This is a genomic window from Pseudoalteromonas sp. T1lg21 (assembly GCF_002964625.1).
Taxonomy (GTDB): domain Bacteria; phylum Pseudomonadota; class Gammaproteobacteria; order Enterobacterales; family Alteromonadaceae; genus Pseudoalteromonas; species Pseudoalteromonas gelatinilytica.
In genome coordinates this window covers 265355-277803 of the sequence record NZ_PQBX01000004.1, presented here as the reverse complement: position 1 = coordinate 277803, position 12449 = coordinate 265355, and the positions used below count along the sequence as shown (strand labels likewise).

Sequence of the window (12449 nt, the reverse complement as noted above, 5' to 3'; positions counted from 1 at the left end):
TATGCGCCCATGTTAGCATACATTTAGCCAGCATGGGATGCGTGAAATTGTAAAAAATAATTATAAATCTGATACTTGAACACTAGCTACTAAATGGTCTAGCAATGCTTTTACATTGGTTGCTATAAATTGCCTTGGCGGGTATACCCCCCATACTCCTTCAGGTTCCGGTGCAACATTCGAAAGTACAGCTGTCAAACGGCCATTGGCTAGATGTTCATTTACATAGTAATCCGGTAATTGCACGATGCCTAACCCTTTAATTGCAGCATCAACCAATGCCCAACCACTATTACAGGCTAAGCGCCCAGCCACTTTAATATGCTTATCTTGGCCCTGCTCTTTTACCCGCCAATAACTGTTATTACCGATAAGGCAATGATGTTGATGTAATTCACTGACACTGTGTGGTTGACCAAAATTATTAATGTATTCTGGGCTACAGCATATAACGAGTCTGCGCTGACTAATACGGCGTGCTTTTAATGTTGAATCTTTTAAGTGGCCAAGTCGAATTGCTAAGTCATACCCTTCTTCGAGTAAATTAACTTGCTCATTACTTAAATGACTGATCACTTCAATATCTGGGTGCTTTTGCATAAACGAGTGCACTGCTGGCATGATATAGCTTTCACCGTACATCACAGGTGCCGTTAATTTTATACTGCCTTTAGGTGTCAGTTGCTGCTCTGCAAGCAGTGCCGTGGCATCATCCATGGCATGCTGTAATTGTTTTGTTTGATGCGCAAACACTTGACCCTCTTGTGTTAGCACAACTTTACGCGTTGTTCGGGTTAGCAGCTGTGTGTTCAATCGCTCTTCCAATTGACTCACATACCGGCTTACATGCGCCACTGACATACCCAGTAGTTTACTTGCTTTTGTAAAACTGCCCGTCTCTGCTACCGCTAAAAACTCATCAATTCCGTGCCAACGATTCATTATTACCATAGTGTAAAAGTGTTTTAATAAAACGGAGATTATCATTCATTGAGAAACAAATAAAATAGACTAGGTTTAATACTTACTTCCAACAACTATAAGGGAACGTTATGACTGATTTTATTAAATCAAAAGCGGCTATCGCTTGGGGTCCAAATCAACCACTATCAATTGAAGAAGTGGATGTAATGATGCCTAAAAAAGGCGAAGTGCTTGTAAAGATTGTTGCTACCGGTGTTTGTCACACAGATGCATTTACTTTATCTGGTGAAGACCCTGAAGGTATTTTCCCAGCAATCCTTGGCCATGAAGGTGGCGGTATCGTTGAAGCCATCGGTGAAGGCGTAACGCACGTTGAAGTAGGCGATCATGTTATTCCTCTTTACACTGCTGAATGTGGCGAGTGTAAGATGTGTAAATCGGGTAAAACAAACTTATGCTCTGCGGTACGTGAAACGCAAGGTAAAGGTTTAATGCCAGATGGCACAACGCGTTTCTATAAAGATGGCCAGCCAATTTATCACTACATGGGTTGCTCTACGTTCTCTGAGTACACTGTATTACCAGAGATTTCACTTGCTAAAGTAAGTAAAGAAGCGCCGCTTGAAGAAATTTGTTTACTTGGTTGTGGTGTAACAACCGGTATGGGTGCTGTTACTAAAACAGCAAAAGTTCAAAAAGGCGATACAGTCGCTATTTTTGGCTTAGGTGGTATCGGTTTATCAGCGATTATCGGGGCGAAAATGGCGGGTGCAAGCCGTATCATTGGTGTTGATATCAACACCAGTAAATTTGATCTTGCTACTAAATTAGGCGCAACTGATTTAATCAATCCAAATGACTTCGACAAACCAATTCAAGAAGTTATCGTTGAGATGACTGATGGCGGTGTTGATTTCTCATTTGAATGTATCGGTAACGTTAATGTAATGCGCTCTGCTCTTGAGTGTTGTCACAAAGGTTGGGGTGAATCGGTAATCATTGGTGTTGCAGGTGCAGGCCAAGAGATCTCTACTCGTCCATTCCAACTAGTTACGGGTCGTGTATGGCGCGGTAGTGCATTTGGTGGCGTTAAAGGTCGCTCTGAATTACCAGAGATTGTTGAGCGCTATATGAATGGTGAGTTTGCGTTAAATGATTTCATTACGCACACCATGAAACTTGAAGATATCAATGAAGCTTTCGACTTAATGCACGAAGGTAAGAGTATCCGCTCTGTAATTCATTATTAATCTTATAATTTGGCGCTAGGTATCAACCTAGCGCCTTTGTTTCAAGGATGTGGTTATGCTAGAAAACATAAGCTCAACAAAAGTCAGTGGTGGCTGGCATAAACAATATACCCACCAAGCTAGCAGCACACATTGTGCTATGCGCTTTGCAATATTTTTACCACCTGGTGCCAGCGAAACCAATAAAGTACCCGTCATGTATTGGTTGTCAGGTTTAACCTGTACTGATGAAAACTTTATGCAAAAAGCCGGGGCATTTAAAAAAGCGGCTGAACTGGGTATTGCGATTGTCGCTCCAGACACTAGCCCGCGCGGTGAAAATGTGCCTGACGATGAAAACTACGATTTTGGTCAAGGTGCTGGCTTTTATGTCAATGCGACTCAAGCGCCTTACAATGTGCATTACAACATGTACGACTATGTGGTTTCTGAATTACCTGCACTTATCGAAGCACACTTCCCTGTGACGTCTAAAAAAGCCATTGCGGGGCACTCTATGGGTGGTCACGGCGCATTGATGATTGCACTTAAAAACCCTAAACAATACGTCAGCGCCAGTGCTTTTAGCCCGATTGTGAACCCGATTAATTGCCCTTGGGGTGAAAAAGCATTTAGTAATTACCTTGGTAGTGATAAAGCAAGTTGGCTTGAATACGACAGCTGTGAATTAATGAAAAAAGCCGTCGCTGAAGATTATTTACCCATGCGTATTGATCAAGGTGAGGCCGATAATTTCTTAGCTGAGCAACTCAAAACCGAGCACTTATTTGCTGTCGTAAACGAGAAAGATTACCCAGCCGAAATTAACATGCACGCGGGTTATGATCATAGTTACTTCTTTATCAGCAGCTTTATTGATGAACACCTAATGTTTCATCAAAAATATCTGTGATTAATATCTCATTTTTAGTGTGAGGGCTTAGCTTCCTCACACTCTTTAATACTGCGTGTGATTTGCCTACAAACTAACTGTGGTTGTTGTTCTTCTGGTTTGAGTAAACCAATAACAGCGCTATCAATTTCAAAGCCTAACTTTGCAAATGAAAAGCCGTCGGCATCGGTTACAGTTCTGTTAGTTTGATTTGCATTTGTGGTTGCAAGATTCGTTGGTTGTGAGTTTTTTGCATAACCATCGACTAATGACCCTGCCACTGTACATCCAACTAATTGGTAACTAAATAAGAAAGTGACAAGTTTTAGACTGTTACTCATCATTAAAACTATCCATTAATGTGGGCCTTTTTTTCGGCTCAGCTTTAACCTCAACACATTCTTTTACTGCGCGACTAATTTGACGACATTTAAGCTCAACATCCTTATCTTTGCTGCTATTCTCTAAGCCTTCAATAATCGCTTTGTCGATTTCATAACCTAACATTGTCATGGTCATACCATAGTTGACTCGGTCGTTATCTTTTTTATCTGCATAGGCACTTGCAGGCTGTGCTTGGCTAGCGCGCCCACCAATACCATCAGCAACTAGGCCGATTGCAGTACAGCCACTGAGCAAACTAACAGAAAGTATAAGATACAGAGATTTAAGCATCGGTCCTCCAATACACTTAAGCTTATTTTGTAAGCATAATAACAAACGCGTAATTTAACTGTAAAAAACTGTAGATTAATCACAAATATCGCGAATAAACTCTTTTAGAAATCCGACTAATTGTAAAAGGAATATTAATAAAAAAGGCAAAGCGCCTAAAATTGCGACGCTACGATTTAACGGCTCATCTTGTAACAGTAATAATGCAAAGCTGCATATGAATAATGCTAAACACCATGCGTAGAGTGTCACACGGTTATTTTGCTCAGAGCCAACCAGCTCTCTTATGACCAAAATTGCAGAGTCAGCGGATGTAGCAACAAATATCAATAGTAATAACAAACTTGCCCAAATAAACACGGTTCCTTGCCAGTCTAATTGATTAAAAAATACAAACAAGCCTTGGCTATAATCCTGTTTTATTGCGACTAAAATGCCCGCTTGATTGAGTCTATCCCATTCAATTGCTGCCCCAGAAAAGGCCGCAAACCAAACAATAGTGACTAAAGTTGGAATACACACAACCGCCAAAATAAATTGCCAAACCTTGCGCCCCTGACTAATTTTAGCCAGGAACACACCAACAAATGGCCCCCACGCTAACCACCAAAAGTAATAGTTATATGTCCAATGAGTGGCCCAGTCAGGCGTTTTTAATTGGCTATCAAATTGCCAAGTGCCGGTCGCAAGTAACTGTAAATAGTACCCAGTTCCATCTAATGCGATTTTAATAATGGGCGCAATCGGCACAACAGTTAATAACCAGGTTAGTAAAGCAAAGGCCAAGACCACATTGAATATACTCAGTGACTGTACCCCGCGTCGTAATCCAAATTTAACCGACAGCGAATAAATAACGGCTAACAAACAAACGATTAATGAACCCACTAATAATGTTGAAGTAACCCCCAACTCGATTTCTACACCTTTACTGATCAGTAAAGTCGAGTTTGCTATGGTGCCGACGACACCAAAAAAAATAGCGATTACCGCAATTAATTTCACAACAAATGACACTGTAAATTTTGCAGACTTATCTATGTGATTACCAAGTGCAGTTAAAACAGGTGCACAAATATCACCTGACTTACCACTGTATTGCGTTAATCCACCAAGCACTAACGCAAACACCGCATAAAGTGCCCATGCATGGGCGCCCCAATTAACCAAGGTTAAAGCGAGACTACTGGCTAGTCGGTCTGGGTATAAGCTTTGTTTAAGTGGAGGGTCGAGAGAATGTAATGCTGGCTCTGCTACGCCCCAAAAAACCAAGCCAGACCCCATTCCCGCTGCAAACAACATAGCAAACCAGCCAAAATTAGAATACTCGACCACAGCCTGCTCGCCCCCCACTTTACGACTTCCGAGTGGGCTAATGGCTAAAATAATGATGGCAAACAATAAAAAATTCACCAATAAGAAAAAACTGCTCCCTGTCCATTTTAAAATCATTTGTACAAACGGCTGTACTTGCTCAGTGATAACACTAGGTAAAATAACAGCTATCAGTGCACCAAACATACACAGTGCAAGCGCGGTCTTTTCAAGAGAGGAGATGGAATGTTTCAATGTGAAGCCTATTTAGTCAGCGTGTTTAGCATACTGTTAGCATGGCTGAAATTCAAACAGCCAAAAGGCTGAAAAAATGACATAGCACTGCGTAAAAATCGCAAATTATACCAAGCCCTCCTTTTTTAAACCCGGCTACATGTCCCTAGTTTCCTCATTTTATTCAATTTGTTGATCGGGTATTGAAATTGCAACGCAATCAAAATCTAGATAGCAAGGAGCAAAGCATGGACTTTAATCTCGATTGGCATGAAATACTCGATAACTTAATTCATTTAGGAATTGCCTACTTACTTGCCCTCCCTATGGCATTTGATCGAGAAAAAACCAGTAATGGTGCAGGGCTTCGAACATTTCCTTTAGTTGCCGTTGCATCATGTGGTTATGCATTAGTGGGCATGTCTGTTTTGACAAGCTCTGAGGCTGAATCAAAAGTGCTCGAAGGGATTATCACCGGTATTGGTTTTATTGGCGGTGGCGCCATTTTGAAGAACAAGAATTCAACGTATGGAACAGCCACAGCAGCCAGTATTTGGAACATGGGACTCATCGGCATTGCTGTGGCATTTAGTCGTTACGAAATCGCCTTTCTAATGGCACTGATTAATTTCGTAACGCTTAAGTATGTAAAACGCTTAAAGTAAGCAATTAACTGGCGTCAAATTTTGAGTTAACGATGGCATAACCAGTTTGTTTAACTTTAATCTCAGCTGGGTTTGCAGATTTAACTAATAAACCGCAGCGTCTGCTTTGCTCATCAATAACGTAGTTAACTGACTCACTTGCTTCAAGATCAACGACTTGATCAGCACAGCGGATCTGCAATTTAGAGACATCGCTCGCGCCTTCAATTTTGATTGAACCGCGAGATAAAGATAAATAAGACAGCTTATCTTTTGAAACATTAATTTGTGAATTGATCTGCGGTGTACGGGCTAATAAGTCATCAATTTGCTTGATGGTGGCAAGCTTATTTTCTTCTGAAAACGCTTTTCCTTCAATATTATCCAATGCATAAATTGCATTGTAAGCAAGATTAAAATCGCCCTTAAAGCTGTACCATTGTAGAGCACTTTTAGCGACTAAATACTGTATATCAGTTGGCAGTTTTGCTCGCAGTAAATAGGCAACAGATAACTGTTCGTCAAAGCCAAACCATTGTTGTTGATGGTAATAATATTGGCTTTTCAACCAAGCAAATAATGCCTGCTCAGAGGTGTTTTTAGTATGATCTTTATATAACTCAACCAATGCTAATTCAGCTTTTTTAAACTCTTTCGCTTGTAGCATTTTATTGATTTCATCGTATTCATTAATAAACCCACGGCTCGCTTTATCATTAGAGTACCCGTTAAAATACTTACCTACTTCAAATGAAAACAGGTAACCACCTTCAACTGTTTTGCCTTCTTTTGTTGCGGGAGCAAACTCTAAATTTGTTAAATATTTCTCTGCGTTTTCTTCGCTACCGCGAGTATCAGATGCCATGATCACTTCAATGTCTTTTGCCTTACCTTGCGTATCAACCACATAAGACATTAATGCCCAGCCTTCTAAGCGAGAGCCATTGTAACTACCGGGATAACGGGGGTTTGTATTTTTGACAATATAGGCAGAAGTAGCAGCTTGAACATCAACGCCTAAGTCATTGACATCTCTAGCTAAAGTCTGAGTAGGTAATGCGATAAGTGAACAAAGTACAGCGAGTTTAGTTAATTTAATCATGAGTAATTGCTCCAATTCCCTTTGATAGGAACATTTATAGCACTAAAAAAGGCGCTTTAAAAGCGCCTTGCAATCAAGAATGTGCTTAAACATGCCTTGATCTTAAAACATATCCTGATAAGGGTTTGATTTTGATAATAAAACTTTTTTATCAAAACCTGGAATTGTCATTGAATCTTCACTAATTTCAATGTCATTTTCGTCAATTAAGCCATCACCAAAGCGATAAATAAGTTCATAATGACCTAAATCAGCCTGATGTTGGTAGTCAGCTTGCGCTTGGGCTACCTGAGTGTGACGGTCTTGATATTGCGCCATAACCTCATCACCATGCCGCTTTGCGAGCATCTTCAATGTAATTGCCGGTGATAACACAGTCGCTGTAGCATTGTTACCGCCAAACCCTTTGGAGTTAATGAATGCAATGTCCATTGCATCACATTGATAATGTTCTGTACGAATATCTAAATGTTGGCTGTACACATCATCTGCTACTTTATCGATTGTCGTAATACCCGGCATAATGTTGTGACTAAATACACCTAATGCCATAGCCAATTGATCACCACTGGCAGGCGCAATGGTATGGCCAACATACGCTTTAGGCGCAGCAACCTTCCAATTATCAATTGCAAATGTCTCTGCCACTTTATGATAGATCAGTGATTCTGTTACGCGGTTTTGCGGTGTACTTGAGCCGTGTGCCAAAATAAAGCTACGCTTTTGTACCGCCTCTTGACCAACAATACTGCTCGCTAGTGCAACAGATTTTGCCATCGTAATGTAGTTACCAGGGCCTGGTGCTGTAATTGATTTTTTAATACCATCGGCATTAACGAACACATCTGCAACACTGCCTAACACATCTGCACCTAACTCTAATGCCAATGCATCATCCATTAAAATAGCAACCTGTGCACCTTCACCAATTGTAAAACCACAGTTTTCACCAAATGGACGGCTGGTACGGCGATGATCAACCACATCAGAATTATCAAGGCGCTTTAGGCCCTCTTCATTAGCAAGTGCGCTCATATTACCAAAACCTTCAACGATTTCAGGTGTAATAGCACACTCAACAGACGCCACTATGGCTACACGCGTACGACCCGCTTGAATATCGTTTACTGCAGCACGGAGGTTATATAAAAACGTGGCACATGCACCTGATGTAGTAAAGGTTGTACCCACATTGCCTGTTACATAAGCATTGATAAAGTCAGTAGACATAGTGTTTAAGCCAAGTGCCAGTTGTTTTGTGCTCACACGGTCGCCCTGCTGACGTGCACGAATCAGTCCACCAAACCCTTCATCATCAACTTGACCCGCAACAGAAGCTGAATAAGTGCCAATTTGATCAGGCTCAACGCTATTCATTACCTGCTGCCATGGCAGACCTGTCGAACGAATTGCATCGGTTGCGGCAAAGATAGTCGCTTGCAGGCCTCTTGGTTGATAACGGCTGTTATACATAGCCGAAGGTTCAAAACCTGTTGGTAATTGGCCTGCTGCTTTAATTGGATTATCACGGGTACTGTCATGTTTAATAGCAAGATCAGCAGTAATTGTGACTTTCACTTTTTTATCGCTTAACTCTTCAACCTGCCAAGCACTTGGTACTGGGGTTGGTAAATCACGGCGGCGCGTTTCAAAAACAATCTGCTGCTCATCTGACGCTGTTAACGTCATTTTTTGCTGCCATGGCGTTGCATCCACATCGAAGTGATTTTTTTCAATTTTACGAATAAGTGTGCCAGCTAAAATTTGTTCACCGAACTTAGCTTCGATGTCTGATTCAGCAATGCTATTGCCGTCAACATCTTTGAGTACACCTTCAGTAAGAGTAACTAAGTTCATTAATGTCGCTAAGCCTAAAAATGTCTCCTGACGGGCTTTAGCGTCCAAGCTGTCTAACACGATACGACGATAACCTTGATGAAAAGAAGTGCGGCCTGCGGCATTAATACCACCCATACCGACAATAACGGGTAATGCTGTCATAAAAAACCTTGAGAAAACGTGTTATGAGAATTAAGCCAAGTTTAAATGGATTAATTAACCTGCTTTATGCTTAAATAGCCAAATAACCTGCACAATAGGCCAAAAACAACTGGTCGGAGCAATTTGAGTGACGAAACTTCAACACGTAAAAGCCATTGAAATTAGTATTTTGGTTTATCCCCATTTACTAATAACCAGTTTAACCTTGCCTATCGAAATGCTCAGAGCTGGTGAGGCCTTTGCTAAAAGCCATCGTCAGCAGAACGAATTTAAACCTCTCAACATCAATTTAGTGGCAAGTAGTCTAAAAGCGATCCCTAATCGTACTGGGCTGGCAATTATGCCCGATTGCGAAACCGTCACAGCGCCTGCTAGTGACTTAATTATTGTGCCTGGGATTTGGCGAAACCCGCGTCCTGTGGTGAGCAAGCAGCAAAGTTTGGTGAATTGGCTTGGTGATTCTTGGCAGCAAGGCAGCCATATCATTGGTGTTGGAACAGGTAATTGTTTAGTTGCCGAAGCAGGGTTATTGGATGGCCACCCTGCTACCACTCACTGGCATTACGCAGAGCAATTTAAACGTGACTACCCTAAAGTGCAGCTTAAGCCTGACTTTTTCATCACGCAATCTGAGCGCATGTATACGGTTGCGAGTTTAAATGCCCTTGCCGATGTTATTGTGCATATTATTAGTCAATATTACGGGCGAGAAGCTGCACAACATGTTGAGCGCAATTTCTCCCATGAAATTCGTAAACCCTATGAAGAGCAGCGCTACCTTGAAGGTGCTGTCGATAAACACCCAGATGAGCTCATTGCACAAATTCAATTTTGGCTAAAAAACAATTTAACCTCCGAACTTACCCTGCAAGAAATTGCGGCGCAATTTAGTTTAAGCTACCGCACCTTTACGCGCCGCTTTCGTCAAGCCACCAGCCAAACTCCTGTTGAGTATTGGCAACAGCTTCGAGTACAAACCGCAAAAGAGTTATTAGCGTCTTCAAATTTATCAATTCAAGAAGTTGCCCTAGAAGTAGGTTATAACGACCAAGGCCATTTAACTCGGGTATTTAAGAAAGTACTCTCACAAACACCCAGTGAATACCGTACCGTCGTTAGACGAAAACTATTTGGCTAACTCTAAATAGCAAGAAATGTTCTAAGTCGAAGTCAGATAAATCATATTTAAGTTGCTGAATTAAAAATTATTACTAAGCTTTTAGTTAGTTGTATTGGTATTTGTTTGAGTAAGAAAAAATGTATCAGCTTGATTATGATGAATTAGTGCAAAGTTGGAATAAAACGCTCGAAGTTTTAGCCTTGTTTGCCGATGTACCCGTCGCCTTAGTAATGAAGGTAGAAAATAATATTATTAGTGTTTTTTCTAAAAACGATAATCAAGCAAACCCCTATGAAATTGGTGATAATGAAGAGTTAGAAGATTCAGGTCTTTACTGTGAGCATGTATTAAAAACCCAGAACTTACTGAATATCCCCAACGCTCTTATTGATGAGGACTGGAAAGAAAACCCAGATATCAAACTTAATATGATTTCTTATTTAGGTTTACCAATATGTGCTGGAGACACCACACCATTTGGCACTATTTGTATCCTTGATAGCAAACCCCATGAATACACAGAGCCTGTCATAAAACTACTCGAAACCATAAAGCAAAGCTTTGAAACGCAACTCAAATTGTTATACCAACAAAAGCAAGCGTTTGAACAACAACAATTTGCAGAACTGGCTACTCTAATTAGAGGGATTGCCCACGAGCTCAACACGCCACTTGGTAACTGTATAACAGCAGTTGATGTCACTCAACTTGCTGTCAAAGAAACACAAACACGGCTTGTGAAAAAACGCCTTAGCCAACAAGCCTTACAAAGCACATTAGAAACATTAATAAATACCAATGAACTCTTAGACAGAAACTTAACTTCATGTGCTTACAAGATACGTATTTTACAAGATTTGCTTTATACCAAGTCACAATCAAGTAAAACAATCATGACGTTAGCTCAGCTTTCGGAGTCACTGTACAAACACTTAGAAGAACAAATAAAACATCGTGGTATCAAATTAGATATTAATTATCAAAACCCTCACAGCCAATTCGAAGTTGAAATAGACTTGCTAAAACAAGTACTTTTTATTTTGCAGCAAAACTCAATTGAGCATGCGTTCAACAATATCGAAAACCCTGCTATAGAAATTGATATATATGATTTTGATGAGGTATTAAAAGTTCACTACACCGATAATGGCACCGGTATCAGCATAAGTGAACAAAACTCCATTTTCACCCCATTTTATAAAGGTAAAAACAACCAATCAGGTATTGGGCTTGGCCTCAGCATTGCGAAGAAAATAGTTACTCAACAACTACAAGGTGAAATCTGTGTTCAAGAAAGTAACAACGGCGCACACTTTTTGATTAGTTTACCGAAGTAAGTAAATTAGTTTAAATGTCTTTTGTAAATAAAATTTTGCTAGTCTGTGGGCAGCCTCTGTCTTCATAACCCACTATTGCATAGTCATTTTTGATAAGCAGACTCAGCATTGCAGGAAAACGGTTCATCGACTTAACTTTTATAGCTCGATAGCTGTGGGCTTTAACCCATGCTTCTTGCGCGTTTAGTAAAGCCTGCGCAATGCCCTTCCCTCTACATTCTGGCGCAACCGCGCCAAGCCAACTATAAAAGGTGTTTGAATCTAACGCATAACCCAGTTTGTAGGCCACAGGCTTATTATCGATATAGGCAACTAAAGCTAGGTGCTCAACATCTGCACACTGTGCTTGTAATTTGCTAAGGGTATTTCGGCCATCAAACTCAGGAATTTGACTATCAACAAGTAACAAATCGTCTAAACTAGCAGGCTTTATCGTGTAACAAGGCTCCATGACTCACTCTAATCTATTATCTAACTTCACTTTTCTTTTCGATAATACAACTTTGAATAGCGTTTTACACGGGCATGCACGCCGCGACCTAAACTCTTAAATTTAGCTTCAAGTACATCTACACCATATAAAATACCTACTACTAGCACAGATAGTTTTATTGCAGCTAGTAAGTTGTCGGTGGCAATGACAACACCAATTGATGCTAATACCCAGATCGTTGCAGCGGATGTTACACCAACTACCGCGCCATCTTTTGCAAGCATTACTCCGGCACCTAAAAAGCCAATACCGGTGATAATTTGGCCCACTACACGTGAATGGTCTATCACATCGCCATGCAACATAAATGCAGTAGCAAGAAATAAGTAGGTACCTAACACAATGAGTGCGGAGGTACGAATACCAACAGGCTTACCGCGTAACTGACGCTCCATACCAATAATTGCGCCGCAAAATGCGGCGCTACCAATTGCTGACCAAGAATAAGGGGCAATATCAAATAAACTACTCAGAGTCACTGTAC

The 12449-nt window shown here is 40.8% G+C and carries 13 protein-coding genes; 5 read left to right on the top strand and 8 right to left on the bottom strand.

Annotation, left to right across the window (positions count from 1 at the left end; all coding sequences use genetic code 11):
* Positions 1-60: 60 nt before the first annotated feature.
* A complete protein-coding gene (locus tag C2M25_RS03780; protein ID WP_082874086.1) occupies positions 61-942 on the bottom strand; it encodes a LysR family transcriptional regulator in 882 nt (293 codons plus the stop codon).
* Positions 943-1052: 110 nt separating this feature from the next.
* On the opposite strand from C2M25_RS03780, the gene C2M25_RS03775 reads away from it, so the two are divergent.
* Positions 1053-2174, top strand: a complete 1122-nt coding sequence (locus tag C2M25_RS03775) for an S-(hydroxymethyl)glutathione dehydrogenase/class III alcohol dehydrogenase (protein ID WP_063705626.1) — start codon at positions 1053-1055, stop codon at positions 2172-2174.
* 55 nt (positions 2175-2229) lie between these two features.
* The gene (gene fghA, locus C2M25_RS03770; protein ID WP_105174055.1) at positions 2230-3066 is read left to right on the top strand and encodes an S-formylglutathione hydrolase; all 837 of its coding nucleotides are present in this window, start codon (positions 2230-2232) and stop codon (positions 3064-3066) included.
* A 14-nt stretch (positions 3067-3080) separates the two neighbouring features.
* Here the strand turns inward: fghA and C2M25_RS03765 are convergent, their stop codons facing one another.
* From C2M25_RS03765 to C2M25_RS03755, 3 genes are all read right to left on the bottom strand, one after another.
* Positions 3081-3389 (bottom strand): hypothetical protein, encoded by a 309-nt coding sequence (locus C2M25_RS03765; RefSeq protein ID WP_082874087.1) that lies wholly within the window; start codon positions 3387-3389, stop codon positions 3081-3083.
* The gene (locus C2M25_RS03760) at positions 3379-3720 is read right to left on the bottom strand and encodes a hypothetical protein (RefSeq protein WP_063705631.1); all 342 of its coding nucleotides are present in this window, start codon (positions 3718-3720) and stop codon (positions 3379-3381) included. Before C2M25_RS03760 ends, C2M25_RS03765 begins: the two co-directional genes overlap by 11 nt.
* A 75-nt stretch (positions 3721-3795) precedes the next feature.
* Positions 3796-5289, bottom strand: coding sequence for a BCCT family transporter (locus C2M25_RS03755; protein ID WP_234003525.1), 1494 nt, complete (start codon positions 5287-5289; stop codon positions 3796-3798).
* 227 nt (positions 5290-5516) lie between these two features.
* On the opposite strand from C2M25_RS03755, the gene C2M25_RS03750 reads away from it, so the two are divergent.
* A complete protein-coding gene (locus C2M25_RS03750; RefSeq protein ID WP_063705635.1) occupies positions 5517-5933 on the top strand; it encodes an MgtC/SapB family protein in 417 nt (138 codons plus the stop codon).
* Positions 5934-5937: 4 nt separating this feature from the next.
* Here C2M25_RS03750 and C2M25_RS03745 read toward each other — a convergent pair whose 3' ends face one another.
* Both C2M25_RS03745 and C2M25_RS03740 read right to left on the bottom strand, forming a co-directional pair.
* Complete coding sequence (locus C2M25_RS03745; RefSeq protein WP_105180436.1) at positions 5938-7014, bottom strand: energy transducer TonB; 1077 nt, start codon at positions 7012-7014, stop codon at positions 5938-5940.
* A 102-nt stretch (positions 7015-7116) separates the two neighbouring features.
* The gene (locus C2M25_RS03740) at positions 7117-9015 is read right to left on the bottom strand and encodes a beta-ketoacyl synthase (RefSeq protein WP_105174051.1); all 1899 of its coding nucleotides are present in this window, start codon (positions 9013-9015) and stop codon (positions 7117-7119) included.
* 127 nt (positions 9016-9142) lie between these two features.
* Here C2M25_RS03740 and C2M25_RS03735 point away from each other — a divergent pair, with 127 nt between their 5' ends.
* Positions 9143-10153 carry a GlxA family transcriptional regulator gene (locus tag C2M25_RS03735; RefSeq protein WP_105180435.1) on the top strand — a complete coding sequence of 337 codons (1011 nt, stop codon included), beginning with the start codon at positions 9143-9145 and terminating at the stop codon, positions 10151-10153.
* Positions 10154-10272: 119 nt separating this feature from the next.
* Positions 10273-11472 (top strand): GAF domain-containing sensor histidine kinase, encoded by a 1200-nt coding sequence (locus C2M25_RS03730; protein ID WP_063705643.1) that lies wholly within the window; start codon positions 10273-10275, stop codon positions 11470-11472.
* A 10-nt stretch (positions 11473-11482) separates the two neighbouring features.
* On the opposite strand, the gene C2M25_RS03725 is transcribed toward C2M25_RS03730, so the two are convergent.
* Positions 11483-11923 carry a GNAT family N-acetyltransferase gene (locus tag C2M25_RS03725; RefSeq protein WP_105180434.1) on the bottom strand — a complete coding sequence of 147 codons (441 nt, stop codon included), beginning with the start codon at positions 11921-11923 and terminating at the stop codon, positions 11483-11485.
* 26 nt (positions 11924-11949) lie between these two features.
* A complete protein-coding gene (locus C2M25_RS03720; protein WP_063705648.1) occupies positions 11950-12444 on the bottom strand; it encodes an MgtC/SapB family protein in 495 nt (164 codons plus the stop codon).
* Between the last annotated feature and the right edge of the window lie 5 nt (positions 12445-12449).

Coding starts and splice junctions, on each gene's coding strand:
- C2M25_RS03740 (WP_105174051.1), bottom strand. CDS start 9,015: ATGACAGCATTACCCGTTATTGTCGGTATGGGTGGTATTAATGCCGCA.
- C2M25_RS03730 (WP_063705643.1), top strand. CDS start 10,273: ATGTATCAGCTTGATTATGATGAATTAGTGCAAAGTTGGAATAAAACG.
- C2M25_RS03745 (WP_105180436.1), bottom strand. CDS start 7,014: ATGATTAAATTAACTAAACTCGCTGTACTTTGTTCACTTATCGCATTA.
- C2M25_RS03765 (WP_082874087.1), bottom strand. CDS start 3,389: ATGATGAGTAACAGTCTAAAACTTGTCACTTTCTTATTTAGTTACCAA.
- C2M25_RS03780 (WP_082874086.1), bottom strand. CDS start 942: ATGAATCGTTGGCACGGAATTGATGAGTTTTTAGCGGTAGCAGAGACG.
- C2M25_RS03775 (WP_063705626.1), top strand. CDS start 1,053: ATGACTGATTTTATTAAATCAAAAGCGGCTATCGCTTGGGGTCCAAAT.
- C2M25_RS03725 (WP_105180434.1), bottom strand. CDS start 11,923: ATGGAGCCTTGTTACACGATAAAGCCTGCTAGTTTAGACGATTTGTTA.
- C2M25_RS03760 (WP_063705631.1), bottom strand. CDS start 3,720: ATGCTTAAATCTCTGTATCTTATACTTTCTGTTAGTTTGCTCAGTGGC.
- fghA (WP_105174055.1), top strand. CDS start 2,230: ATGCTAGAAAACATAAGCTCAACAAAAGTCAGTGGTGGCTGGCATAAA.
- C2M25_RS03750 (WP_063705635.1), top strand. CDS start 5,517: ATGGACTTTAATCTCGATTGGCATGAAATACTCGATAACTTAATTCAT.